Raw genomic sequence first — 25,476 nt, 5'->3', positions numbered from 1 at the left:
AGAGATGGCAAAAATCAGAACTGGGCGCGTAGGCGAGCAGATTAAAAAAGAGCTCAGCCAACTGATCCAAACGGAAATGAAAGACCCAAGAATCGGTTTTATCACAGTGACCGGTGTTGATGTAACAAATGACCTGTCTCAAGCGAAGATCTACCTGAGCGTACTCGGCGACGATGAACAGAAGGCAGCTTCCTTGAAAGGTCTGGAGAAGGCAAGCGGCTTTCTCCGTTCAGAGCTAGGCAAGCGAATTCGTCTCCGGCATGTGCCAGAGCTGATCTTCAAATTCGATGATTCCATCGCGTATGGCAGCCACATTGAGAAGCTGCTTACCGAAATTGTTGATCGTGAAGAGAAATAGAGTGATTTGATTTACGATCACTAATCGCGGTCTGGTTATGGAAAGTTCGTCGATACACGTGGTTTTTATAAAGGAGAGGGCGAATGCAGACCTATGAACAAGAGCTGCAGCAGGTGAAGTCATACCTGCTGGAGCACGATGATTATTTGGTTGTGTCGCATGTTCAGCCCGACGGAGATGCAGTCAGTTCCACCCTTGCGGTGGGCTGGCTTCTCTCATGTCTGGGCAAGAAATTCACCATGATCAACGAGGGACCCATTCCGAAGCGCATGAGAGCCCTGTGGCACGCGGAAGACATCCTGAATCTGTCCGAACAACAGCCAGGAAGAACATTCTCGCATGTCATTTGTGTGGACTGTGCGGATTTTGCTAGAGTAGGCTATACTCAAAAGGTATTTGCTGATCATGCAAGCATCGTAAATATCGACCATCATCCAACCAATGATCGTTATGGGGCAATCAACCTTGTGGCGCCAGAGGCTGCTGCAACCGCGGAAATCCTGTATGATCTGCTGAATTTGTTTGATGTGAATTGGGATGCCGAGATTGCAACGGCCATTTATACGGGTTTGTTGACGGATACAGGCGGGTTCCGTTATTCCAATACATCGCCCAAGGTAATGAGTATTGCGTCTGATCTGTTGTCCTATGGGGTGAATGGACCGGAAATTGCGAAAACTTTATTGGAAGAAATGACGCTTCCGCAGATGAAGGTTTTGGTTCAGGCGTTAAATACGTTAAGTTTATCGGATGATGGCAAAATAGCATGGGTAAACGTAACCCCTGAGCATATGGAAATATGCGGTGCTGTCAGCGAAGACCTTGAGGGCATCGTCAATTATCCCCGAAACATTCAGGGAGTCGAAGTTGGAATCCTGTTTAAATCTCTGAAGTCCGGAGTGGTCAAGGTAAGCTTGCGTTCAGCCGGAAAAGTTGATGTAGCTGCATTGGCGCAGGTTTTCGGCGGAGGCGGCCACGTACGGGCAGCAGGCTGCAGCATCGAGGGCGAACTTCATGACATCATTCCAAGAGTGGTAGAGCAGGTGAAATTAAAGTTATGACGCAATTAGAAGGCATTTTGGCCGTTCATAAACCCGCAGGCTGGACATCTCATGATGTGGTAGCCAAAGTCCGGGGAATCCTCCGGATGAAGCGGATTGGACATACAGGTACGCTGGACCCCGAAGTAACGGGGGTGCTTCCGTTATGTCTTGGCAGAGCAACACGGGTTGTGGAATACTTGCAGGAACTGCCTAAGGAGTACCATGCGGTTCTCCGGCTGGGATATTCGACGGACACAGAGGATATTACCGGCAGTGTGACAGAAACGGCAGATGAAGTTCATGTAACGAAGAATGAAGCCATTGAAGCGCTGCAATCTTTTATGGGCCCGATCTCTCAAGTCCCCCCTATGTATTCGGCTGTCAAGATCAATGGCAAACGGTTATACGAACTTGCCAGAGAAGGAAAGACCGTGGAACGCAAGAGTCGTACCGTAACGATTCATGAAATCGAAATGACGGATTTTGATGCTGAGGGCGAGTACACGGACATTTCATTTCGAGTGCTGTGCTCCAAAGGTACATACATCCGTACGCTTTGCGTAGATATTGGACGAAAGCTCGGCCTGCCTTCGGTCATGGTCAAGCTGGAACGTACGGTATCGGCAGGAATCACGGAGCAGCAGTGCTTGACTCTGGAGCAGATTGAGCAGTTCATGAAGGAAGGAACGCTGCATACGAGGCTTATTCCCGTGGACCAAGCGATTCACAATCTGCCGGAGCATACCGTGTCTGAAGAGAAAACGGAAGCTGCATTGCAGGGACAACGATTGTCTTCGAGAGCGGTGGAGCCGGCTGTCGACAGTTCGGAGCCTATTCGCTTGTACGATATAAAGGGAAACTTTCTGGGAATCTATAAGCGCCAGGAGGAAACAGGGGCTATCGTTCCGGTGAAAGTATTCTCCTAAGTATGACTGGATTTAGTGAGTGGAGGTGAGAAATCATGAGAATTGTTTCTTTATCTTATCCTGTATCTGCTGAAATAGCGCATGAAGCAGCCGAGCCGAAGGTTGCCGCAATTGGTCAGTTTGACGGTCTTCATCTGGGGCATGCCAGCGTGCTTTCAACCGCTGTGAATATTGCGCGGGACAATGGAGTACCAGCTGCACTCATTACCTTTTACCCTCATCCAAAAGACGTGATTGGTAAGGGGAGCTACGAGGGGTATCTTACGCCCCAGCCCGATAAGCAGCAGCTGCTTGAAGAGATGGGCATTGATATTCTGTACATTGTTGAGTTCAATAAAGAATTTTCCCAAGTGAGTCCGGAAACCTTTGTTGAAGAGATGTTATTGCCCTTAAATCTTCAAACGGCGGTTGTCGGATTTGATTTCCGTTTTGGTCATAAAGGCGCTGGCGACGCAGTCAAACTTCAGGAGCTTGGTGAAGGCAGAATGACTGTCGTTACGGTTCCGCCATTTTTGGTCGATGGGGAGAAGGTCGGAAGTTCATCTATTCGGATCGCACTGAAAACGGGACAGCTGTCGGATGCTAACCGTTGGTTCGGACGGAATTACCGGATCCGGGGCAGTGTCATTCATGGGGAAAAGCGGGGAAGAAAGATCGGTTTTCCAACTGCTAACCTGGAATTGACGGATCCTTACGTTGTACCGGCGTTAGGCGTTTACGCAGTCCGGGCGCGGACCAATAAGCATGACAACTGGATTCCGGGCGTGATGAACATCGGTGTGAAGCCAACCTTCCATGAAGGAATCACGGAGCCCATCTTCGAGGTGCATCTGTTTGATTTTGAAGGGGATCTATATGATCAAATCATGACGGTGGATATTGTTCAATATATCCGCAAGGAGCATAAATTCGAATCGGTTCAAGAGCTTGTAGAATGGATTCAGAGGGATGCGGTTGAAGCCCGAAGAATATTGAATGTCAGCGAATAAACGATTTGGGACAAATTGTACTGAACTGATTTTCTTTTTCAGGTAAAGTATGCTATACTCTTAGAGGTTGCCCGGAGTGTGGGCAATATTAACCTTGGCTTGGATGTTCGATCTCACCGTCGGTACCTGGGCCAATGGCGATTATAATGAGGGAGGTGAACAGGATGGCATTGACTCAAGAACGTAAACAACAACTGATTGACGAGCACAAAACTCATGAGTCCGATACAGGATCCCCAGAAGTGCAAATCGCTATCCTAACGGAAAACATTACGAACTTGACTGACCACTTGCGTACGCACAAGAAGGATCATCATTCCCGTCGTGGATTGTTGAAAATGGTCGGTCAACGCCGTAAGTTGCTTGCATACTTGAAAAACAAGGATGTTAAACGTTACAGTGCTTTGATCGAGAAGCTTGGATTGCGTCGCTAATCATCCATAAGATGTGCCGAAAACAGCCTGGTTGTCCACTGTCCTTCTTGGAACGACAGCGGCGCAGCCGGGCTCTTTTCTAAGTATTGTACAATTTACTGTTTTCGTGCTCCCCCACAAAGTACTGCGTACGCTTCATAGCCTAAACTCCACTTTGTGGGGTTATCTTAATATATATTCTTTTTTTAGATTGTAGGCGTGTCTGTTCGCTTGAGTTTCGTTTGACGGTTATAACCAGGGATGGTCTATGCGGAGAATGTTCTATACGGTTCGGGTTGTTCCTGTACATAGGTTAGTGATGTTGGACCGATGGATGGCTCTGGTTTGGAAATGTGGACAGCGTTTTGCAAAAAAACATTGATGTTAGAAGATTTCAAAAAATTTATCCCCATGAGGAGGGAATATATGGAAACACGTGTTGAAATGCAGCTTGGCGGAAGACCCCTCGTGTTCGAAACAGGGCGCCTTGCGAAGCAGGCAAATGCGGCTGTTATGGTTCGTTACGGCGAAACAGCAGTCCTGTGTACAGTGACAGCTTCCAGTGAACCGAAGGATTTGGATTTCTTTCCATTAACGGTCAACTACGAGGAGAGATTGTACGCAGTCGGTAAAATTCCGGGTGGATTTATTAAACGGGAAGGCAGACCGAGCGAGAAAGCGATTCTTGCCAGCCGTCTGACAGACCGTCCGATTCGTCCGCTGTTCCCGGAAGGATTCCGTAATGATGTTCAGGTTCTGAACCTGGTTATGAGTGTGGATCAGGATTGTGAGCCGGAAATCGCGGCTATGATCGGTACTTCCGCAGCTCTGAGTATCTCGGATGTGCCTTTCAACGGTCCGATTGGCGGCGTAGCCGTAGGTCGTGTGGATGGCAATTTTGTCGTGAATCCGGATATTGCACAGCAGGAAGCAAGTGATATCTATCTAGTTGTATCAGGTACTAAAGACGCCATCATGATGGTTGAAGCTGAAGCAAACGAAGTTCCTGAGGAAGTCATGCTGGAAGCCATCATGTTCGGACATGAGGAAATCAAGAAAATTGTAGCTAAGATCGAAGAGCTCGTGGCTGCTTGCGGTAAAGAGAAAATGGCAGTTAAGCTCCATGCTGTCAATGAAGCGGTGAATCGTGAAGTGCGTGATTTCGCCGCAGCTCGTCTGGTTGAAGCCGTTCGCATCGAGGAGAAACATGCCCGCCAGGATGCAATTGACGCCATCAACGAAGAAGCGTATACCGTGTTTGAAGAGAAGTATATCGAGACTCCTGAATTGTTGAAGGATGTTAAAGAGGTGCTTCACGATATCGTGAAGGAAGAAGTCCGACGTCTGATTACGCATGACAAGGTTCGTCCGGATGGCCGTGGTCTGTCTGAGATCCGTCCTATCGATTGTGATACTAGCCTGCTTCCTAGAACGCATGGTTCCGGTCTGTTTACGCGTGGACAAACCCAAGCTCTCAGCGTATGTACTCTAGGTGCCCTTGGCGATGTGCAGATTCTCGATGGTATCGATCTGGAAGAGACTAAGCGTTTCATGCATCACTACAACTTCCCGCCATTCAGCGTAGGGGAAGCTCGTCCACTTCGTGCTCCAGGCCGTCGTGAAATCGGGCATGGAGCGCTCGGCGAGCGTGCCTTGTCCAAAGTCATTCCGAACGAAGTTGAGTTCCCGTACACGATTCGCCTGGTGTCAGAAGTTATTGAATCGAACGGTTCGACTTCCCAAGCCAGCATATGCGCAAGCACACTGGCTATGATGGATGCAGGGGTACCCATCAAAGCTCCTGTAGCCGGCGTAGCGATGGGCTTGATCAAGGACGGGGATCATGTCTCCATTCTAACGGATATTCAAGGCATGGAAGACCATCTTGGCGATATGGACTTTAAAGTTGCAGGTACGCCTGAAGGGGTTACCGCCATTCAAATGGATATCAAAATCGATGGAATCGACCGTGCGATTTTGCAGGAAGCTCTGCAGCAGGCAAAAGAAGGACGCATGCACATTCTTGGGAAAATGGCAGAAGCCATTCAGCAGCCAAGAACGAGCTTGTCCCAATATGCGCCTAAAATTATTACCATGCAGATCAATCCGGACAAAATTCGCGATGTAATCGGTGCTGGCGGCAAAATCATCAACAAAATCATTGAGGAAACCGGCGTGAAGATCGATATCGAGCAAGACGGTCGTGTGTTTATCGCTTCTGCCAATGATGAGATGAACAAAAAAGCACTTTCGATTATCGAAGGCATTGTGCGTGAAGTAGCTGTAGGTGAAATTTACACAGGTACGGTAAAACGGATCGAGAAATTCGGTGCTTTTGTTGAAATTCTGCCGAACAAAGACGGGCTTGTTCACATCTCGCAGCTCTCTACAGAGCGCGTAGCGAAGGTGGAGGACGTGGTTGCGATTGGTGATGTCATTACGGTGAAGGTTACCGAAATCGACCAGCAGGGACGGATTAACCTGTCTCGCAAAGCGGTTTTAACTACAGAAGCGAGCAAGAGCGGCTCTTAAGCGCTTTCGCGCTTGTTGGTTTGTGAACAGGATATGGATGAAGAAAAAAGAGGCAGAACCTATCATTCTGGCTCTTTTTTGATCATAAGAAACACGGTTTCTCTCGGTCCCGTACCTATATTAGATAAGCTTTGCAGCATATGCCCCACGTTGTGGGGTTGTTTTATGAATAGATACGTAGGCGTATCCTGCCTTGAATATGCGGTGTCGTTTCTAGCAGCACATAATTCCGCCTATCCTCTCATAAAATGGGACAAAGCTTCTCAAGGGGAGGGTGGATTGCCCATGAATGGTAAAAAAATGGCCGTGCTGCTAACCGGTGCCGCGATGGTGTCGGCTGTCGCTGTGTTCAGCGGGGCTTGGGAATATGTGTCGGGGCTGCAGGTGAAACCGGAAGCGCACTTCGTAAATGGAACACAGACGGCAGTAGATCTGGATCTATTGAATCAGATTGAAGCCGCATCAGCGAAATCACGAATCGAGCCCGTTGATGCAAGGGTTGACTCGGTATGGAAAGCGGTTCCCGGTTATAACGGGATCGAGATTGACGTAGAAGCTACATATAAAGCGGCATCTTACCAAAAAGCGAAAACCCGGGGATGCCATACCTTACGTTTACCGGCAAATACCGGCTAAAGTAACTCTTAATGATCTGGGTGAACAGCCGATCTATCGAGGGAACCCGAATAAGCCGATGGTGTCGCTCATGATTAATGTGGCGTGGGGGAATGAATTCCTGGTGCCGATGCTGAATACGCTGGATAAGGAAAACGTGAAGACGACCTTTTTTCTGGATGGGAGCTGGCTGAAGAAGAACCCGGAGCTGGCCGGCGAAATTTTGAAGAGAGGTCATGAGGTGGAAAATCACGCGTATACGCATCCTAACATGAGTCGTCTCAGCAGGGAGCGGGCAGAGATGGAAATCGCGAAAACTCAGGATCTGCTAGAAAGAAAGTTTGGGTGTGGAGAACAAATGGTTTGCCCCGCCTTCCGGCGACTTTAATCAGCAGACTGTATCCATCGCCCATGCACGGGGGCTAAAAACAGTACTGTGGACACTCGATACGATCGATTGGAAGCATCCTGCACCGGAAGCGGTCGTTCAAAAGATATCCACGAAGGTGGAGCCGGGCTTCCTGATTCTGATGCACCCTACGGATTCCTCGTCACAAGCGTTAAAAGGAATGATTGACGGAATAAGGGCCAAAGGGCTGGAGATTGGGACGGTCAGTCAGACGCTTTCCCCTGAACGAATCATGCCTAAGGAAAGTTGAGCCGGATGGTAAAGTTTGATAGAATGATGGATGGCATGAGGCTGTTGATCAGCTAAAGTGAACCTGGATGGAACAGTTAGGGGGCCCTATCGTGAAAAAAATACAATTGTCTAACGGCCTGAGAGTGGTAATGGAGCAAATCCCGACGAGTCGCTCGGTTTCATTCGGCATTTGGGTAAAGACTGGATCCCGCAATGAATCGCTTGAGATCAACGGGATTACGCATTTTATAGAGCATATGATGTTCAAAGGGACGGAGCGTTTTGATGCCAGGGCTATCGCAGAGGAATTTGATGCTATAGGCGGCAACGTTAATGCCTTCACTTCCAAGGAATACACTTGTTATTACGCCAAGGTGCTGGATGAGCATTTTCCGATTGCGGTTGATGTATTGTCCGACATGTTCTTCAACTCGAAGCTGGATGCGGGTGAGCTGGCGAAAGAGAAAAATGTGATTTTGGAAGAAATCGCGATGTATGAGGATACGCCCGATGACTTGGTTCATGATCTGATGTCGTTATCCGTTTATGGGGATCATCCGCTCGCCTATCCGATTCTCGGCACGAAGGAACGGCTTGAATCGATGGATTCACAGGCGCTTAAATCCTACATGGACACACACTATACGATTGAGAATACGGTGATTGCCCTTGCAGGCAACATCAATGATGAAGTGATCGAGCTGTTGGAGCGCCATTTTGGCGGTTTTACAAACCATGGAACTGCCGAGCCGCTGGCTGTGCCTGCTTTTCTGGACGGCGTGCAATTCCGCAAGAAAAAAACAGAGCAAAATCATATCTGCCTGTCGTTTCCAGGCTGCTCCATCGGCGACGAGCTTCAGTACGCGATGGTGCTGCTTAATAATGCTATAGGTGGCGGCATGAGTTCACGGCTGTTCCAGGAGATCAGGGAAAAGCGTGGATTGGCGTATTCGGTATATTCCTACCACAGTTCCCACGCCGACAATGGCATGTTTACCATTTATGCGGGTACAGCTCCCAAGCAGACGAAGGAAGTACTTCAACTGACCACGGAAATGCTGCATGATGTGGCGACCAATGGGATGACCGAGGAGGAGCTACGCAAGGGGAAGGAACAACTTAAGGGCAGCCTCATTCTTGGTCTGGAGAGCACGAGCAGCCGCATGAATCGCTTGGGCAAGAACGAATTGATGCTGGGCCATCATTTCAGCCTCAACGAAATCATTAAGCGGATCGAGCAGGTCAGCATGAAGGATGTAGATGCGGTTCTTGACCGCATGTTTGGGACTCCATATGCACTAGCGATGGTAGGAACTTCAGATAAAGCATTGAATGTACTTAGGAGGAATGAATTTGTTGCACTACGTTCAAATCAATAGATTGCCTGGTAATGAAGATGTTAAATTGCCCGTGAAAATGTCCGAGCTTGCTGCAGGCTTCGACCTGCATGCAGCGGTTGCGGAGCCCGTGGTTTTAAATCCGGGCGAGCGCAAATTAATCCCGACCGGCTTTGCAATCGCGATGCCGGCTGAGCTTGAAGCGCAGATCCGCCCTCGCAGTGGACTTGCATTCAAACACGGCATCACCTGCCTGAACTCCCCCGGCACCATTGATGCCGATTATCGCGGGGAGGTTAAGGTGCTGCTGGTCAATCTGGGGCAGGAGCCTTTTGCGATAGAACGTCATGAGCGCATCGCTCAAATGGTGTTTAAAACCGTCCCTACCGTGGAATTCATAGAGGTAGAGGAATTGTCCGACACCGTACGGGGTGCGGGTGGATTCGGACATACCGGCAAGTAAATTCAAGCAAGAATGCTTCTGATATCATCAACATCATACAGCACACGCTAACACCGCCAGGGTTTGTACCGGGCGGTGTTTTTTCAATTTGCTGATGTACTGCAGCAAACGACCTGAACGGGCCATGTCGGGTTTGCGGCTTTATTTAATGCGTTAAGGCGGTAGTTTAATTGAAATGCGCTCACCACCCCATAGGCGGCAGCATAAGATGGTTTATACGTTGGTTTGAAGAAAGGAGCGAGGCCTTCCATGCTAACAGGAGTCCGGACCGTCTTTGTTGGAGGAGACGCAAGGCAAATTGAAGTGATTCGCAAATGCGCTGAGATGGATGCCTCCGTCATGATCGCCGGGTTTGAGAAGCTGCAGGATTCGTTTCAGGGAGTGACTCGTGAGCAGTTCACACCGGAGCTGTTATCGGACGCAGATGCTCTGATCCTGCCTGTGGTTGGATGTGATGATGAGGGACGTGTCAGTGCGCTGTTCTCAGAAGGGCCATTGCGACTGCAGGAGGAGCATATCGCAGCAATGCCCGGTCATGGAGTGATCTATACAGGCATGGCGAAACCGTATTTGCGCTCGCTATGTGACAAATATAAGATCAAGCTGGTAGAGATATTGGAGAGGGACGATGTTGCCATCTATAATTCAATTCCGACAGCGGAAGGTGCGCTGATGATGGCGATCCAGAATACGGATTTTACGATTCACGGTTCAACCAGCATGGTGCTTGGCATGGGACGAACAGGCTTTACAATGGCTCGCAGCTTGCAAGGTTTGGGTGCCAAAATTCTGATGGGCGTACGCAAATCGGAGCATTATGCCAGAGCTGAGGAAATGGGCTGGAAACCTTTCCTGGTAAGGGATTTAGGGTCTTATGTGCCTTCTATTGACTTGCTTTTTAACACGATTCCAACTATGATAGTCACAGCACAAATCATCTCGAAAATGCCTCGGGAGGCAGTTATCATTGATCTCGCCTCCGCACCCGGCGGATGCGATTTTCGCTATGCCGAGAAACGGGGTATCAAAGCCATGCTCGCACCCGGACTACCCGGAATCGTGGCTCCAAAAACAGCTGGCATCATTATGGCCAATACGCTGGTGGAGCTGATTTCTGAAGAAATCAAGATTCGGGGGGATGCGTAGATGAATTGGAATGGAAAGACAGTGGGTTATGCCCTGACAGGATCACACTGCACGCTTGAAGAAGTGATGCCGCAGATCCAGCGGTTTAAGGACGGGGGAGCCAACGTGGTGCCGATTGTATCCAGCACGATCATGACAACGGATACCCGATTCGGCACGTCGGAAAATTGGCAGAAACAGTTGAAAGATATTACGGGTAATGATATTATTTCTACAATTGTTGACGCGGAACCACTAGGCCCATCGAAGCTTCTTGACGTTTTGGTCATTGCTCCTTGCACGGGAAATACGACCAGCAAGCTGGCCAATGCGATGACTGACAGTCCTGTCTTAATGGCAGCCAAGGCGCAGATGAGAAATGGAAGGCCGCTTGTGCTGGCGATCTCAACGAACGATGGCCTTGGGCTAAATGCGGCGAATATCGCTAAACTGCTGATTACGAAGAACATCTATTTTGTTCCGTATGGGCAGGATAATCCCCAGCAGAAACCAAACTCGCTTGTCGCCAAAATGAATCTCATTCCGGAAGCGTGTTATGCGGCTCTTGAAGGGAAACAGCTGCAGCCGATGATTGTGGAATATTCTTAATGCGTTAAGGTCTTGTAGCCCGATACGCACTCTAGAAACAACTGCAGCCATCGTTTTATTCTTGACGGAGAGATCAGGCAGATCAGCAAGCATACTGTGCTAGAGCCAGAAGTTCTTGCTGGTCAAGAGATGAGGCTTGACATTTTACCTGTCGGATCGCTGCCCGTGAAACATCAAACTGCCTTTAATGCGATTCCGCAGATCGATAAATGTACAGAGAATGGTTATCCATTAGAAGAAATGAAGATGGTCCACGAGACCAGAAAAATTAAGGGCGACGAATCCATCGAAGTGACGGCTATCTGTGTACGTATCCCGGTTGTGAAGGCATTATGAATCCGTGTATGTGGGAATTCAAGAATGACGATGATCTGGAAGATGTTCAACGGCTTCTGTCGAATGCACCCGGAGTTACGCTGGTTGAGGATCCAAGCTTTCAATCGGACCCGCTGGATACGGATGCCAAGGGAAACCGGATGTATTCGTAGGTCGGCTTCGCCGCGGTCTGGCGCATAAGCGCAGGCTCAACATGTGGATCGTTTCAGATAACCTTCTAAAGGGTGCGGCATGGAATGCCGTGGAAATCGCAGAACTCATTGTGAACAAACGGAACGGCCAGGCTTAACAGCCGGCCGTTTCAGTCGGTAGGCCCGCAATTTACGTCTCCTGGGCATATATAAACGGAGGAATATTCAATGCGCATCTTAGTTCAAAAATTCGGCGGAACATCATTGTCTACACCGCAAGCAAGAACCCATGTTATCGGGCACATTCAGCGCGAACTGGCCAACCAATACCAATTAGTGGTGGTTGTATCGGCTATGGGACGCCGCGGAGAGCCTTATGCTACAGATACCCTTCTGGATTGGATCGGGCATAATGGCAACGCCCTGCCTAGCAGAGAGCGGGATTTGCTTCTCTGCTGCGGAGAGATTATCTCAGCAACGACACTGTGCAGTCTGCTTCAGCATGAAGGGATAACCGCAACGGTGCTGACAGGTGCTCAAGCCGGATTTCTTACAGACGATCACTTCGGAAATGCACGCATTAAGGACGTAAAACCTGAACGAGTATTAAAGGAATTGGAGTATCATCAAGTGGTTATTGTGACAGGCTTCCAGGGCCAGACGGATTCTGGAGACTTTACAACGCTGGGTAGGGGAGGCAGTGATACTTCGGCTACTGCACTCGGTGCGGCACTTCGTGCGGAGATGGTGGACATCTATACGGATGTTAACGGTATCCTTACAGCGGATCCCCGAATTGTTGAGGATGCGAAGCCGCTCAGTTATGTGAGTTATACAGAGATCTGTAATATGGCTCATCAGGGTGCTAAGGTCATACATCCCAGAGCGGTTGAGATTGCCATGCAATCCCAAATTCCGGTCAGAGTGCGGTCAACCTTCTCGGATAATGAGGGAACGCTGGTTACCCAGCCGGAAGGTTTCAGAGATATTCAGTCTGGCATTGTAGACCGCTTTGTGACGGGAGTTGCATATGTAAGTAATATCACGCAAATTTCAGTGGAATGTGACCGTACGGAAGGTCTTCAACTGAAGGTGTTCAAATCGATGGCTGAACATTCCATCAGTGTAGATTTTATTAATGTTACCCCTACGGGAGTCCTTTATACCGTATTTGACAGCGATTCGGAGAAAGCGATCGAAGTGCTGCAGGGTCTGGATTTGAAACCCAAAAGCTTGTCCGGCTGTGCGAAGGTATCCGTTATCGGCGGCGGTATAAATGGCGTTCCGGGCATTATGGCCAAAATCGTAGAATCCTTAAGTGAGCATGATATATCGATTCTGCAATCGGCCGATTCGAACACAACGATATGGGTACTCGTGAAGAAGGAAGATATGGCTCAAGCGCTGCGCGCACTGCATCATAAATTCGAACTACATGTATAAGCTGTATTTCAGAGCGCGCGAAGGGCTGAGGTATGTTGAAAGGAAACATCAAATATAGATTACTTACGAAGGAAGCTCTCCGCTCGAGAGAGCTTTAAGGAGGAGTCATTGTGGATTTCGGAAGATTGATTACTGCCATGGTTACCCCTTTTGATCGGAATGGTCAGATCAATTGGGACGAGACTGCGAGGCTTATTGAGCATCTGATTGTTGATCAGAAGTCGGACTCGTTAGTCATCGCAGGAACAACGGGTGAATCACCTACGCTAAGTGAAACCGAGAAGCTCGAATTGTTTTCTTTTGCTGTGAAGCAGGCAGCTGGAAGAAGCAAGATTATCGCGGGTACCGGCAGCAACGATACGGTACATTCTGCAGAATTGACGAAAAAAGCAGAGGACTGCGGTGTCGACGGCATTTTACTTGTCGCTCCGTACTATAATAAGCCGAACCAGGAAGGACTCTACAGGCACTTCGAGGCCATTGCCGCGGCGACATCACTGCCTGTCATGCTGTACAATGTGCCTGGACGCACGGGCATTAGCCTGAGTACGGCTACGACCTTGCGCCTGGCTCAACTTCCGAACATCGTGGCAACCAAGGAATGCGCTTCGATCGACCAGGTCACCAGCATTGTGGCAGGAGCTCCGGACGGGTTTATCGTATATTCCGGTGACGACTCTGCTGCGCTGCCTGCGCTGTCGGTTGGTGCCTATGGGATCGTAAGTGTGGCCAGCCATATTGCCGGAGCCCAAATGAAGGATATGATTCATGCTTATGTGGAGGGCGATGTGAAGGAAGCCGCAAAGCTTCATCAATCACTGTTCCCGCTGTTTAAAGGTCTATTTGAATGCCCTGAGCCGCTTCCGAATCCCTCGGCGGTCAAATTCGCCTTGACGGAGCGCGGATATCAGGTCGGCGATGTTCGTCTGCCGCTTGTTTCTCCAAGCGAGAATGAGGCTGCTTTTATCCGCCGTATACTCTCTTCCCTGTAACATAATTGCTGATACAGAACAGCCACTGCCTTCATTGAAGGCAGTGGCTTCTTCGTTTTAAACCCCTCTGTTTCGGGGCATCCTAAGGCTCACGAAGGTGGTTGACTTGTGTTTTCACTTTTTCATCATGTATAATGAATTCAAGTGACTGGGTGCGGTATTTTTTTGAAATTTAATATAACAATGGTACGACGTCCAAAACTATAGGAGGGTTAGATACATTTGTCTAAGAAAATAAGCAGCGATAAACTATCGATTTTTGCCTTGGGCGGCGTCGGTGAGATCGGGAAAAACATGTATGTCATCCAGTATGCCAATGACATCGTTGTCGTGGATGCGGGATTGAAGTTCCCAGAAGAAGATATGCTTGGGATTGATATTGTTATTCCTGATATTAGCTATTTAACGGAAAATCGCGACAAAGTGAGAGGGATTTTGCTGACTCACGGTCACGAGGACCATATCGGCGGCCTCCCTTACGTATTGAAACACTTGAATGTTCCAGTATATGGAACGAAATTGACGCTCGGATTGGTTGAGAACAAGCTCAGAGAAGCGAATTTGCTTGGTGAGACGAAACGGATTCTGATCAACGCAGATTCTGAAGTTCAACTCGGAAACACGTTGAAAGCAACCTTCTTCAAGACGAATCACAGCATTCCGGATTCCGTGGGAATCTCCATTGAAACACCTGAAGGCAATGTCGTGCATACGGGGGACTTTAAGTTTGACCATACTCCGGTAAATGACCAATATGCAGATCTGCAGCGTATGGCTGAGATCGGAAGCAAGGGAGTTTTGGCTCTGCTGTCGGACAGTACGAACGCAGAAAGACCAGGCTTCACGCCTTCTGAGAAAAATGTGGGCATCGTTCTGGAAGATATCTTCCGTAAAGCGGAGCAGCGCGTGGTTGTTGCAACGTTTGCATCCAATGTGCATCGTATTCAGCAGGTGGTCAACGCAGCTGAATCCACAGGCCGTAAAATAACCGTAATCGGCAGAAGTATGGTGAATGTGGTATCCATTGCAGCAGAGCTTGGATATCTGCACATTCCCGAGGGTATGCTGATTGAACCTGAAGAGGTTAACAAAATGGCAGCGGACCGTGTAGTTGTTCTGTGTACAGGCAGTCAGGGTGAACCGATGTCAGCGCTGACACGTATGGCCCGGTCTACTCACCGTAAGGTGGACATCCTGCCGGGAGATACGGTCATCATCGCAGCAACTCCGGTACCAGGGAATGAAAAATATGTAGGACGTACGATTGACGAGTTGTTCCGTCTTGGAGCAGACGTTATCTATAGCGGATCCAATTCCGGTGTCCACGTTTCGGGACACGGCAGTCAGGAAGAGCTCAAGCTTATGCTGAATCTGATGAAACCGCAATTTTTCATCCCTGTCCATGGCGAGTATCGGATGCAGCGCCGTCATGCTCTGCTTGCAGAGTCCGTTGGTGTCGATCCGGACAACATTTTTATTACCGATATCGGTGAAATTGTTGAAATTCAAGGTGGCTCGGCCCGCAAGGCCGGCAAAGTGACAGCAGGCAACGTTCTGATTGATGGACTTGGTGTCGGTGACGTGGGTAACATCGTACTGCGTGATCGCAAGCTGCTGTCTCAGGACGGTATCTTGGTCGTCGTTGTTACCTTGAGCAAGCAAAACGGTTCCATCGTATCCGGTCCTGATATTATTTCGCGTGGATTCGTATACGTTCGGGAGTCCGAAGGGCTTCTGGATGAAGCCAACCGTATCGTTTCCAGCACCCTTCAGAAGCTGATGAGTGAAAACGTGAATGAATGGGCGTCACTTAAGACCAGCGTAAAAGACGCTTTGGGACGCTTCTTGTATGAGCAAACACGTCGCAGACCGATGATCTTGCCGATCATTATGGAAGTCTGATACAAGACAATAAAATAAATCAGGCACACAGTCGCCCCTCTTTCGCAGGTAATAATTGGACGGTTCCCGCGAAAGAGGGGCTTTTTATATTCTTTTCCTTGAAACTGCTTTCGGACTTGCAATTCGATAGGAGTTTATTCGACTTGGCCTGTATGAGTAATGAGGATGTCCTTTTGTCACTGCAAGCATAAAAGAGTCCCGTCATTTGCCATACTAAACGTTAGCTGTGTGATTGCTGCTGCAGCTAGACATTAAGATAAAGGCAGGGATGCACGATGGACAAGGATCAATGGACCACGGGCAAGAGAAGAACAGGTTTAACGGGTGAGACAGAAGCTCCTCCGACCATTCCCACGGAGGATGGCAAGAAGGCGGCTGTTACGGAAGCCATACAGCAGCTGGGGCAGACAGGACTTCCGAATGGTGGGGAATCCAACGTATTTTGCATGACCATTATTGGTCAAATCGAGGGCCATCTCGTGCTTCCCCCACAGAACAAGACAACGAAATACGAGCATATGATTCCACAGCTTGTCGCCGCTGAGCAAAATCCCCGGATCGAAGGACTCTTGATCATTCTAAATACAGTAGGAGGAGATGTTGAAGCAGGTCTTGCCATTGCAGAGATGATTGCTTCGCTAAGCAAGCCGACGGTGACGGTGGTTATAGGGGGAGGGCACAGTATCGGCGTACCGATTGCCGTAGCAGCGGACCATTCCATTATTGCGGAGAGTGCAACCATGACCATTCACCCGATTCGCATGAGTGGGCTGGTCATTGGTGTCCCGCAAACTTTTGAATACATGGAAAAGATGCAGGAACGCGTTGTGCGCTTCGTGACGAGCCATTCCGGCATCACGGAGGAGCGGTTTAAGAATCTCATGTTTGCAACAGGTGAGCTGAACCGGGATATCGGAACCGCAGTGTCGGGAGTTGATGCGGTCAAATACGGGTTAATGGACGAAGTAGGCGGGATCGGACAGGCATTGAGTCGTTTAAACAGCATGATCGCAGAGCGTAAACCGATCAGTCCCGGGGGGATTACGCAATGATATGGTACAGTGTAATGCCGTTCGACCCGATCGGAATGTTCCAAGAGGATCAGACTGCTGTCACATCCAGGGAGATCCGTGTTGAGGGAATACTGATGGAAGTTGAACCTCTGGCGGAGGATCAAGCGAAGATTGTCCGTTTACTGGAATGCGGACTTCAGGATTATCTGAACCCTCGCTACACTCCGGGGTCTATCATTCGCTATATTCCGACGGTAAAAAATGAGGCAAAAGGCTAAAAACAGAACATAGGTACGCCACCGAATATTATGCTATAATATGGATTCGGGGGTGACACTTTTGGCAAAACGGAAAAGGAAGAAGAAGGCAGCCTTTGCAGCAGTATTGAAATATGAAATATATGGAATTGTATTGATGACACTCTCGGTCATCGCTTTATCCGGAGAAGCACCGGTCGGGCGCTCCCTATCCAAGATGTCGGGATATTTGCTGGGCAAGTACTACTTTATCATCCCCTTGATCGGCATTTATTACGGGTTAATGGTAATGATTCACCGGAAATGGCCCAAGCGGTGGAACAGCAGACGTACCGGTAGTCCTTCTTCTGATATTGTCGCTCACTTTAATGAGCAGCATCGCAGGCTTGGAGTCCAAGTTGGCCCCAATCGGACAATTGAATGCATCGAATGCGATGAGCCAGATACATAGTGATTTGCAAGGCGAACTGCTTGATGGCGGGGTCGATGATGGACATCATCCCGTGATGGGCAGAGATATCAGCGGGGGCTACGTTGGAGCCCTGCAGTTTGCTTTTTTGTTGATGCTGTTTGGCAGCATAGGGGCAAGACTTATTATGATTGTCATGTTATTTATCAGCTTCATGCTGATAACGAATTTGTCCTATGTTGATCTGATGCGCATGTTCCGTGTGAGGGTAGTGAAAGCTGGAGAACGGATTCAGAAGAAAGTGAACAGCCAGCAGACGAAATCGAGAGCAGCAGCGAAATCAAATGCCAAGGAACAACGGATGCAGCTTCCGGAAGATCTGGATGATGATGATCTGGATGATATGGAGAGCATGAGGCTGCCGCGCCGCAAAGCGCCGCAGTTCTTCCAGCTGTTTAGTTCCAAAGGCAACAAGCGGAATGAAGTACCGGAAGAGGCAGTGGAAGCTGTTGATGACAGTGCGCCGGTATTTACAGTGGGGAATGGGCACGGTACTAACGAGAAAGGCGAGGTTGTCCTGTTTAACAGTTCGGATCAGCCTGAAGGAGTTATGGATGCTGCGACTCCTCCTGTCGATTCGGTTCCGTCATCTCCGATTATTCGTGATTTCTTCGAGCAGGTGAAACAAGAAGAACGATTGGATGACGAGTACGATGATCAGGAAGCCGTGATGCCTCCTCTGGCTCAGGATGAGCCGGGAGGGAAAGCGGCCGGTACCAACTCGATTGATGGCAATGAGCTGCCGGGCGGCGGTGATCTGGATGCAACAGCTGTTGCGGGCGATGGCGTCCAAGCTGGTACGGCACCGTCAGCACCTCCTGCACCACCACCCAAGCCGTACAAGCTGCCGCCATTCCGCCTGCTATCCAAACCGAACAATGGCGGTAAGGGTGGCGACCAGAATGATTATATGCAAACGGCTCGCAAGCTGGAGGCAACCTTGGAAAGCTTCGGCGTACGGGCTAAGGTATTGGAGGTTGTAAGAGGACCCTCTGTCACCCGTTACGAAATTCAGCCTGACATCGGGGTCAAGGTAAGCCGCATCGTAAATCTGACCGATGATATTGCATTGGCGCTTGCAGCCAAGGATATCCGCATGGAGGCACCGATCCCAGGCAAATCGGCCATCGGCATTGAGGTGCCGAACAATGAAGTCTCTCTCGTTACGATGAGGGAGGTCATGGAGACACCGACCTTCCAAGAAGCGGAATCGAAGCTGTCGATCGCGTTCGGTCGCGATATATCCGGTCAGACGATTGTTGGGAATCTGGCGCGAATGCCCCATCTTCTGGTAGCAGGTGCAACCGGCTCAGGGAAGTCGGTATGTATCAACGGCATTATTACCAGCATTCTGTATAAAGCGAAGCCGGATGAGGTTAAATTCCTGATGGTCGATCCGAAAATGGTTGAGCTTAACGTTTACAACGGGATTCCGCATTTGATGGCACCGGTCGTAACCGATCCGAAGCGGGCTTCGCTGGCGCTTAAGAAAATCGTTGTTGAGATGGAGAAGCGTTACGAGTTATTCTCAAAGTCCGGAACACGGAATATTGAGGGTTACAATAATCTGATGAAGGATAATTTGCCCGCGGTACTGCCCTACATCGTCGTGATTGTGGACGAGTTGGCCGATCTGATGATGGTTGCCGCAAACGACGTAGAAGACGCGATTACCCGTCTTGCCCAGATGGCACGTGCTGCCGGAATTCATCTGATTATCGCCACCCAGCGTCCATCGGTGGACGTGATTACCGGGGTCATTAAAGCGAATATTCCGTCCCGTATTGCCTTTGGAGTATCTTCTCAAGTCGATTCCCGGACCATTCTGGATATGGCGGGGGCTGAGAAGCTGCTTGGCCGCGGGGATATGCTGTTTATGCCGATGGGCTCTTCCAAGCCAATTCGGGTGCAGGGTGCTTTTATGACTGATCAGGAAGTAGAGAACATTGTGGATTTTGTCCGTGATCAAGCACAGGCAGAGTATGACGAATCGTTGGTTCCTGAAATTGATGAATCTTCGAATTCCGATGATGAAGAATTGGATGAGCTGTATGAGCAGGCGGTGACGATTGTGCTGGAAGCGAAACAGGCATCGGTATCGCTGCTTCAACGGAGAATGCGAGTGGGCTACACCCGTGCAGCCCGTCTCATTGACTCGATGGAAGCTCGAGGCGTGATCGGTCCTTATGAGGGCAGCAAGCCACGGGAAGTACTCATGTCGATGGAGCAGTACCAACAGCAGCAGAATCGTATCAGTTGAGCTGAATGAATTCATCACGCTAGAATAAAAGGAAACGAGTCGAACCAAGAGGTGCTTGGTCTGGCTCGTTTCCTTTTTGGATTTTTCAAGAGATGCTGTTGAATTTACGGTATTTGCTTGCGGTCATTTTCATAATTTTCTTAAAGGTCCGATCAAAATGGGTTAAACTCTCAAATCCAATCGCTTCAGCGATATCCACGATCTTCAGATCCGTATCCGTCAGAAGTCGCTGCGCTTCGCGAATGCGGGTGAGATTCAGGTAGTTGATGATGGTAAAACCCGTGATTTCTTTGAATATCCGGGACAGATAGAACGGACTGATGAAGAAGGTCTCGGATAATTGCTGCAGCGTTATTTTTTCAGCATGATGGGCGTGGATATGTTTTACCACGTCGGTGATTTTCTGATGGAGCGGGTTCATGGAGGCGGGTGCAGGCAAGGAAGCTGATCGGATTAGCCGATGGGTCTTGATCAATAATTCCATGAGTAATACACGAAGCATGTACTCATAGGAATCCGAGCGTTCTGTAATTTCATCAGCCATTTTGTTCAAAATTTGCAGAACGGTGTCCTGCTCTGGAATGGTTAACCGCAGCAAAGGTGTATCCTGGCTGAACATGCCAAGCAATCCGGATGCCAGCAACGGATGGCCTTTTCCCAGAAAAGAATCGCTAAAATTAATGACGATACGTTCATGCTCCGGGTCTCCTTGCCCGGAGGTTTTATGTACGTCAAATTTGTTGATGAGAATTAAATCGCCGGCTCGAATGGAGTACAGCTTTTCTTTTATAAAATAATGGCGTTCGCCTGATACCAAATAGTAAATTTCGTAGGTTCCATGGTAATGGTTATTTCGTTCAAAGGGTTTGGTGCGATGAATGCGGTGGTAGTAAAATTCCCCTTCTTCTTCTCCGTAGGCGACGGTACGGGTATCACTGGACATCATCATTTGCCCCCGCTTCGTTCATATCATATAGGATGAAACAATCCTCGAATGGATCAGCTTATATTGTATCAACTTCTCCTTCAGAAAACAAAGCAAGATATGTTGAATTATCTGTTAATAGCGCAATAAAAGTGAAGAAATCCAACTGATGATGCCGTAACATAGTAGATGAATATACAGAAATGGACGGTGAGATCATGAGAGCTTTTATGGATGAACACTTTTTGCTTCATAACGAGACGGCTCGTGCTTTATATCACGACTATGCAAAAGACATGCCAATCATTGACTATCACTGTCATTTGAGTCCACAAATGATATACGACAATCATCGGTTTGAGAACTTGACTGAAGCCTGGATTAACGGAGATCACTATAAATGGCGGGCTATGCGTGCCGGTGGGGTGGAAGAGGCTTACATTACGGGAGCCCAGGGTGTTAAAGACTATGACCGCTTCTTGGCTTGGTCGCGCACGGTTCCGATGACAATTGGCAATCCGTTATACCATTGGTCTCACCTGGAGCTTCAAAGATTGTTCGGCATCCATGACATGATTAATGAAACGAATGCACCACGCATCTGGGAGGCGGCGAATAAGCGTTTGCTGGAGCCTGATTTTACAACCCGGGGATTGATAACGGGTAGCCAGGTTAAGGTCGTTTGTACCACCGATGATCCGGTCGATACGCTGGAATATCATATCAAGCTGGCAGAGGAAGAGAATACGGGATTTCAAATGCTGCCATCCTTCCGGCCGGATAAGGGACTGGAGATCAATCGAGAGACGTTTGTGCCTTGGGTTAGATTATTGGCCGAGCGAAGCGGGATGGAGATTGAAGATTATTCGGCATTCCTGGCTGCGCTTGAGCAGCGTGCAGAATTCTTCCATTCGGTTGGCGGACGGGTATCCGATCACGCGCTGGATTATGTGCCTTATCATGAGGTTACGGAATCCGATGCATCCGAAATATTCCTGTAAAGCGCTTAAGGGAGACGGTGTCTCTCGTGCAGAAGAAGAACAATTCAAGACGTATACGCTGCTGCATCTGGGACGCATCTATTCCAGACTGGGCTGGGTCATGCAATTTCACATTAATGCCCATCGCAATAACAATACCCGGATGTTCCGTGAGTTGGGTCCGGATACCGGATATGATTCGATTCATGACAGTCTTATTGCTGTACCTCTCGTGAAGCTGCTGGATCGGCTTGACCAGGAGCGGTCGCTTCCCCGAACGATTCTGTATTCGCTCAATCCGCGAGATAACGACATTCTTGCCGCTCTGATCGGCAGCTTTCAAGGTGACGGTATCCCTGGAAAAATCCAGTTTGGTTCGGCATGGTGGTTCAATGATACCAAAGACGGCATGATGGATCAGATGAGCAAACTCGCCAATATGGGCCTGTTAAGTCGATTTGTCGGCATGTTGACCGATTCCCGAAGCTTCCTGTCCTACACCCGTCATGAGTATTTCCGGCGGATTCTCTGTAATCTTCTTGGCGATTGGGTTACGCGGGGCGAAGCACCGCAGGATATTCCTTGGCTCGGAAGCATTGTTCAGGATATTTGCTATAACAACGCAGAGAGTTATTTCCGATTTGAGCAGCCGGAAGGGGGCTAGAGCGATGGAAACAAAAACAGGAGAAAACCGTTCTTGGAAACGGATTGGACGGGATTCCTTCAAACATCAAGAAAGGGTACATCAAGATATGGCAATGATGAACTATCCTGTGAAAGTGCTTCAGATCGGGGAAGGCAACTTTCTGCGCGGTTTTTTCGACTGGATGATATATGAGTGCAATCGCCAGGGCTTGTTCCAGGGGAGTATTGCCGTGAGTCAGCCAAGACCGGGAGGGCGGCACAAGCTGGAGCAGCTTCGTGAACAGGAAGGCATCTACGGATTGCTGACCCGAGGTTTGCAGAATGGCCGGAAGATCGAGAAGGAACAATGGATTCCTGTATTCTCGGAACTGATTGACCCCTATACCGAATGGGCGGATTTTCTGAAATTAGCGGAGCTGGATTCCCTGGATATCGTAGTCTCCAACACAACGGAAGCAGGTCTCGACTACCAGCAGAGTGACTGGAATCCGTTCGAACCTGTCATGTCCTATCCCGGTAAGTTGACTATGCTGTTATATCGCCGCTATGCGCATTTTGAGGGCTCGCCGGACAAGGGATTGATGTTGCTGCCTTGTGAGCTTCTGGAGCGCAACGGGGACATATTGAAGTCCATTGTCCTCCGACATGCGCAGGACTGGGGGCTGCCGTCGGCTTTTCGCAGCTGGGTCGTGGAGCATAATGTGTTCCTGAACTCGCTTGTGGATCGTATCGTAACCGGATATCCGGCCGAGGCACAGACGTATTTTGACAAATGGGGCTGCGAGGATCGATTGCTGAACACGGCAGAGCCCTATTACTTCTGGGCCATCGAGGGGGATCCGGCATTGGAGTCCAGGCTGCCCTTGCAGAAGGCGGGACTTCAGGTAAGCTGGGTCCCCGATCTGACCCCGTATCAGGTAAGAAAAGTACGGATTCTGAATGGTACGCATACCTTGATGGCTTCCATAGGTCTGCTGCAGGGCTTTCATGAAGTCAGGGAGATGGCAGAGAACAAGGAATGGGGAGAGCGAATCCACAGCGCCATGCTGCAGGAGATCGTCCCCCTGGTGCCTCTCCCGCTAGAGGAAGTCGGTGCGTATGCGGAAACGGTGTGGGAGCGATTCCGCAATCCTTATATTCAGCACAAGCTCCAGGATATTGCCATGAACAGTATTTCCAAGTTTAAGGTAAGACTTCTACCGAGTTTAATGGGATACGTTCGCACGTACAACCAACTGCCCGAAGTCATGACAGTGGGATTGGCTTCCTTAATCATGCTGTATGATGCTGAGAAAATAAACGGTCAGTGGTATGGAAAGCGACTTCACGGCGAGCAGGTTGTGTTAAGAGATGATCCTGCCAGCCTTGAGCTGTTCCACCAGGCATGGCGTAAGGTGGATGGCAAGGAATGGACGATACCTGACCTTGTAACCTCCATACTTGGTAACCCGGAATTATGGGAAGCTGACTTGAACGAGGTGCCAAATCTTCATGAATCAGTGAGCAGATATATAGAGGAAATGGAGTTGAAAGTGACATGAGCGATATCGTTATACTTCACACCAAGGATGATGTCGGTATCGCGCTTCGTCCTCTGACGGCTGGGGAACATGCTATCGGCCTGCTGAACGGGAAGGAACACGCAATTGAGTTGACTGAGGATGTGCCCAAAGGCCATAAGGTTGCTCTTCGCATGATTGAGCCGGGCAGCCATGTACACAAATTCGGGTATTCGATCGGGGTTGCCAAGAAAGTTATTTTGCCGGGGACATGGATTCATACCCACAACTTAAAGACGGGTCTTGCCGGTGAAGTCCAGTATGAATATAAACCCAACGCTAAATCTTCGGCGGAAGTTTCTTCCGCTGTGCTTGATTCACCAACATTTCAAGGTTATATCAGAGCAAATGGCGAGGTTGGGATTCGTAACGAAATCTGGATTATCAATACCGTCGGTTGCATTAACAAAACCTGCGAGTTGTTGGCGCGTCTGGCAGATCAGCAGTTTCAAGGAAGAGGCATTGATGGGGTGTACCACTTCCCGCACCCTTACGGCTGCTCGCAGCTGGGAGACGACTTGAACCACACTCAGCGCCTGCTCTCATCGCTGGCACAGCATGGCAATGCGGCAGGCGTGCTTGTTATAGGGCTTGGCTGCGAGAACAATCAGATCGATCAGATGCAGGCCATGATTGGGGATAAGAATAGGGATCGCATTAAATATATGCGGGCTCAGGATATGGAGGACGAATTGGAGGAAGGCCTTTCCCTCATATCGGAGCTTGTGGATTATGCCGAAGGCTTCAAGCGGACGGAAGTTCCGCTATCCAAGCTGAAAGTCGGACTGAAATGCGGGGGATCGGACGGTCTTTCGGGTATCACCGCCAATCCGCTCGCAGGACGCATCGCGGACACCATTACGGACCATGGCGGAACCGCGCTGCTTACGGAGGTGCCGGAAATGTTCGGGGCGGAAACAATCCTGATGGAACGGGCGGCCAACGAACAGGTATTTCACGAAATGACGAAACTTATTAACAATTTCAAGCAATATTTTGTATCGCATGGACAGGAAATCTATGAAAATCCTTCACCCGGGAATAAAGAAGGGGGCATCACGACCCTGGAAGAGAAATCTCTCGGTTGTACGCAAAAAGGCGGAACGGCTATAGTATCCGATGTGCTTCACTATGGTGTCAGGTCAAGCAAGCCGGGTTTGAACCTGATTGAAGCACCCGGCAATGACCTCGTTTCGGTTACGGCGCTTGCAGCGGCCGGTGCTCATCTTGTGCTGTTTACGACGGGCAGGGGCACACCGTTTGGCGGTCCTGTCCCAACGGTAAAAATCGCCACCAATTCCGAGCTAGCTGCCCGTAAAAAGCATTGGATCGATTTTAACGCAGGAGCTTTGCTGGAAGGGAAAAGCATGGATGAGCTTCATGGCGAATTAATGAACGAGTTGATTCAATTGGCATCGGGCGCTGAACAGACGCGAAACGAACGCAACGGCTTTCGGGAGATTTCAATTTTTAAGGATGGCGTTATTTTGTAACCCTAGCGTTTGATTATGTAT

20 protein-coding genes and 3 pseudogenes are annotated in these 25,476 nt (G+C 49.2%); 22 read left to right on the top strand and 1 reads right to left on the bottom strand.

Annotation, left to right across the window (positions count from 1 at the left end; all coding sequences use genetic code 11):
- Window positions 1-4 precede the first annotated feature (4 nt).
- From rbfA to PVOR_RS19970, 19 genes and pseudogenes are all read left to right on the top strand, one after another.
- Complete coding sequence (gene rbfA, locus PVOR_RS20055) at window positions 5-358, top strand: 30S ribosome-binding factor RbfA (protein WP_006211285.1); 354 nt, start codon at window positions 5-7, stop codon at window positions 356-358.
- Window positions 359-441: 83 nt separating this feature from the next.
- Complete coding sequence (locus tag PVOR_RS20050) at window positions 442-1,419, top strand: DHH family phosphoesterase (RefSeq protein ID WP_006211284.1); 978 nt, start codon at window positions 442-444, stop codon at window positions 1,417-1,419.
- Window positions 1,416-2,327 (top strand): tRNA pseudouridine(55) synthase TruB, encoded by a 912-nt coding sequence (gene truB, locus PVOR_RS20045; RefSeq protein ID WP_006211283.1) that lies wholly within the window; start codon window positions 1,416-1,418, stop codon window positions 2,325-2,327. Before PVOR_RS20050 ends, truB begins: the two co-directional genes overlap by 4 nt.
- 35 nt (window positions 2,328-2,362) lie before the next feature.
- Window positions 2,363-3,316 (top strand): bifunctional riboflavin kinase/FAD synthetase, encoded by a 954-nt coding sequence (locus tag PVOR_RS20040; protein WP_006211282.1) that lies wholly within the window; start codon window positions 2,363-2,365, stop codon window positions 3,314-3,316.
- A 164-nt stretch (window positions 3,317-3,480) separates the two neighbouring features.
- Window positions 3,481-3,750, top strand: coding sequence for a 30S ribosomal protein S15 (gene rpsO / locus PVOR_RS20035; protein ID WP_006211281.1), 270 nt, complete (start codon window positions 3,481-3,483; stop codon window positions 3,748-3,750).
- Window positions 3,751-4,155: 405 nt separating this feature from the next.
- Window positions 4,156-6,261: a polyribonucleotide nucleotidyltransferase gene (pnp, locus tag PVOR_RS20030; protein WP_006211280.1), complete on the top strand. Its 2,106-nt coding sequence runs from the start codon at window positions 4,156-4,158 to the stop codon at window positions 6,259-6,261.
- Between the two features lie 285 nt (window positions 6,262-6,546).
- Window positions 6,547-7,535: pseudogene (locus tag PVOR_RS20025) on the top strand (polysaccharide deacetylase family protein).
- A 91-nt stretch (window positions 7,536-7,626) separates the two neighbouring features.
- Window positions 7,627-8,895 carry a M16 family metallopeptidase gene (locus PVOR_RS20020; RefSeq protein ID WP_006211279.1) on the top strand — a complete coding sequence of 423 codons (1,269 nt, stop codon included), beginning with the start codon at window positions 7,627-7,629 and terminating at the stop codon, window positions 8,893-8,895.
- Window positions 8,870-9,316, top strand: coding sequence for a dUTP diphosphatase (gene dut / locus PVOR_RS20015; protein WP_200860838.1), 447 nt, complete (start codon window positions 8,870-8,872; stop codon window positions 9,314-9,316). Before PVOR_RS20020 ends, dut begins: the two co-directional genes overlap by 26 nt.
- A gap of 249 nt (window positions 9,317-9,565) precedes the next feature.
- A complete protein-coding gene (gene dpsA / locus PVOR_RS20010) occupies window positions 9,566-10,462 on the top strand; it encodes a dipicolinate synthase subunit DpsA (protein WP_006211277.1) in 897 nt (298 codons plus the stop codon).
- Window positions 10,463-11,050: a dipicolinate synthase subunit B gene (locus tag PVOR_RS20005; RefSeq protein ID WP_006211276.1), complete on the top strand. Its 588-nt coding sequence runs from the start codon at window positions 10,463-10,465 to the stop codon at window positions 11,048-11,050.
- A 111-nt stretch (window positions 11,051-11,161) separates the two neighbouring features.
- A pseudogene (locus PVOR_RS31085) lies at window positions 11,162-11,675 on the top strand (aspartate-semialdehyde dehydrogenase); the annotation flags it as partial.
- Window positions 11,676-11,745: 70 nt separating this feature from the next.
- The gene (gene dapG, locus PVOR_RS19995; protein ID WP_006211273.1) at window positions 11,746-12,960 is read left to right on the top strand and encodes an aspartate kinase; all 1,215 of its coding nucleotides are present in this window, start codon (window positions 11,746-11,748) and stop codon (window positions 12,958-12,960) included.
- Window positions 12,961-13,070: 110 nt separating this feature from the next.
- Entirely contained in the window at window positions 13,071-13,952 is an 882-nt protein-coding gene (gene dapA / locus PVOR_RS19990) for a 4-hydroxy-tetrahydrodipicolinate synthase (protein WP_006211272.1), read from the top strand.
- Between the two features lie 222 nt (window positions 13,953-14,174).
- The gene (locus PVOR_RS19985; RefSeq protein WP_006211271.1) at window positions 14,175-15,854 is read left to right on the top strand and encodes a ribonuclease J; all 1,680 of its coding nucleotides are present in this window, start codon (window positions 14,175-14,177) and stop codon (window positions 15,852-15,854) included.
- Window positions 15,855-16,129: 275 nt separating this feature from the next.
- Complete coding sequence (locus PVOR_RS19980; RefSeq protein ID WP_006211270.1) at window positions 16,130-16,906, top strand: ClpP family protease; 777 nt, start codon at window positions 16,130-16,132, stop codon at window positions 16,904-16,906.
- Window positions 16,903-17,145: a YlzJ-like family protein gene (locus PVOR_RS19975; RefSeq protein WP_006211269.1), complete on the top strand. Its 243-nt coding sequence runs from the start codon at window positions 16,903-16,905 to the stop codon at window positions 17,143-17,145. Before PVOR_RS19980 ends, PVOR_RS19975 begins: the two co-directional genes overlap by 4 nt.
- Before the next feature lie 61 nt (window positions 17,146-17,206).
- Window positions 17,207-17,575, top strand: coding sequence for a hypothetical protein (locus PVOR_RS33090; protein ID WP_234973027.1), 369 nt, complete (start codon window positions 17,207-17,209; stop codon window positions 17,573-17,575).
- Complete coding sequence (locus tag PVOR_RS19970; protein ID WP_419144518.1) at window positions 17,511-19,853, top strand: FtsK/SpoIIIE family DNA translocase; 2,343 nt, start codon at window positions 17,511-17,513, stop codon at window positions 19,851-19,853. The genes PVOR_RS33090 and PVOR_RS19970 overlap by 65 nt, the downstream gene beginning before the upstream one ends.
- A gap of 85 nt (window positions 19,854-19,938) precedes the next feature.
- Here PVOR_RS19970 and PVOR_RS19965 read toward each other — a convergent pair whose 3' ends face one another.
- The gene (locus tag PVOR_RS19965) at window positions 19,939-20,802 is read right to left on the bottom strand and encodes a helix-turn-helix transcriptional regulator (protein WP_100086516.1); all 864 of its coding nucleotides are present in this window, start codon (window positions 20,800-20,802) and stop codon (window positions 19,939-19,941) included.
- 194 nt (window positions 20,803-20,996) lie between these two features.
- Between PVOR_RS19965 and uxaC the strand changes: the two are divergent.
- From uxaC to PVOR_RS19950, 3 genes and pseudogenes are all read left to right on the top strand, one after another.
- Window positions 20,997-22,422, top strand: a pseudogene (gene uxaC / locus PVOR_RS19960) (glucuronate isomerase).
- A gap of 4 nt (window positions 22,423-22,426) precedes the next feature.
- Window positions 22,427-23,944 (top strand): tagaturonate reductase, encoded by a 1,518-nt coding sequence (locus PVOR_RS19955; protein WP_006211267.1) that lies wholly within the window; start codon window positions 22,427-22,429, stop codon window positions 23,942-23,944.
- The gene (locus tag PVOR_RS19950) at window positions 23,941-25,455 is read left to right on the top strand and encodes a UxaA family hydrolase (RefSeq protein ID WP_006211266.1); all 1,515 of its coding nucleotides are present in this window, start codon (window positions 23,941-23,943) and stop codon (window positions 25,453-25,455) included. The genes PVOR_RS19955 and PVOR_RS19950 overlap by 4 nt, the downstream gene beginning before the upstream one ends.
- Window positions 25,456-25,476: the final 21 nt, after the last annotated feature.

The sequence above is a fragment of the Paenibacillus vortex V453 genome (assembly GCF_000193415.1).
Classification (GTDB): Bacteria; Bacillota; Bacilli; order Paenibacillales; family Paenibacillaceae; genus Paenibacillus_AQ; species Paenibacillus_AQ glucanolyticus.
The sequence above is the reverse complement of the archived record's forward strand: the minus strand, read 5'-3'. Positions and strand labels throughout refer to the sequence as shown.

What these genes read in the sequence shown, in the direction of transcription:
- PVOR_RS20050 (WP_006211284.1), top strand. Translation starts at nt 442, where the DNA reads ATGCAGACCTATGAACAAGAGCTGCAGCAGGTGAAGTCATACCTGCTG.
- PVOR_RS19950 (WP_006211266.1), top strand. Translation starts at nt 23,941, where the DNA reads ATGAGCGATATCGTTATACTTCACACCAAGGATGATGTCGGTATCGCG.
- PVOR_RS19965 (WP_100086516.1), bottom strand. Translation starts at nt 20,802, where the DNA reads ATGATGATGTCCAGTGATACCCGTACCGTCGCCTACGGAGAAGAAGAA.
- rpsO (WP_006211281.1), top strand. Translation starts at nt 3,481, where the DNA reads ATGGCATTGACTCAAGAACGTAAACAACAACTGATTGACGAGCACAAA.
- dpsA (WP_006211277.1), top strand. Translation starts at nt 9,566, where the DNA reads ATGCTAACAGGAGTCCGGACCGTCTTTGTTGGAGGAGACGCAAGGCAA.
- PVOR_RS20005 (WP_006211276.1), top strand. Translation starts at nt 10,463, where the DNA reads ATGAATTGGAATGGAAAGACAGTGGGTTATGCCCTGACAGGATCACAC.
- PVOR_RS19980 (WP_006211270.1), top strand. Translation starts at nt 16,130, where the DNA reads ATGGACAAGGATCAATGGACCACGGGCAAGAGAAGAACAGGTTTAACG.
- PVOR_RS19975 (WP_006211269.1), top strand. Translation starts at nt 16,903, where the DNA reads ATGATATGGTACAGTGTAATGCCGTTCGACCCGATCGGAATGTTCCAA.
- PVOR_RS19955 (WP_006211267.1), top strand. Translation starts at nt 22,427, where the DNA reads ATGGAAACAAAAACAGGAGAAAACCGTTCTTGGAAACGGATTGGACGG.
- pnp (WP_006211280.1), top strand. Translation starts at nt 4,156, where the DNA reads ATGGAAACACGTGTTGAAATGCAGCTTGGCGGAAGACCCCTCGTGTTC.
- dapG (WP_006211273.1), top strand. Translation starts at nt 11,746, where the DNA reads ATGCGCATCTTAGTTCAAAAATTCGGCGGAACATCATTGTCTACACCG.
- truB (WP_006211283.1), top strand. Translation starts at nt 1,416, where the DNA reads ATGACGCAATTAGAAGGCATTTTGGCCGTTCATAAACCCGCAGGCTGG.
- rbfA (WP_006211285.1), top strand. Translation starts at nt 5, where the DNA reads ATGGCAAAAATCAGAACTGGGCGCGTAGGCGAGCAGATTAAAAAAGAG.
- PVOR_RS20040 (WP_006211282.1), top strand. Translation starts at nt 2,363, where the DNA reads ATGAGAATTGTTTCTTTATCTTATCCTGTATCTGCTGAAATAGCGCAT.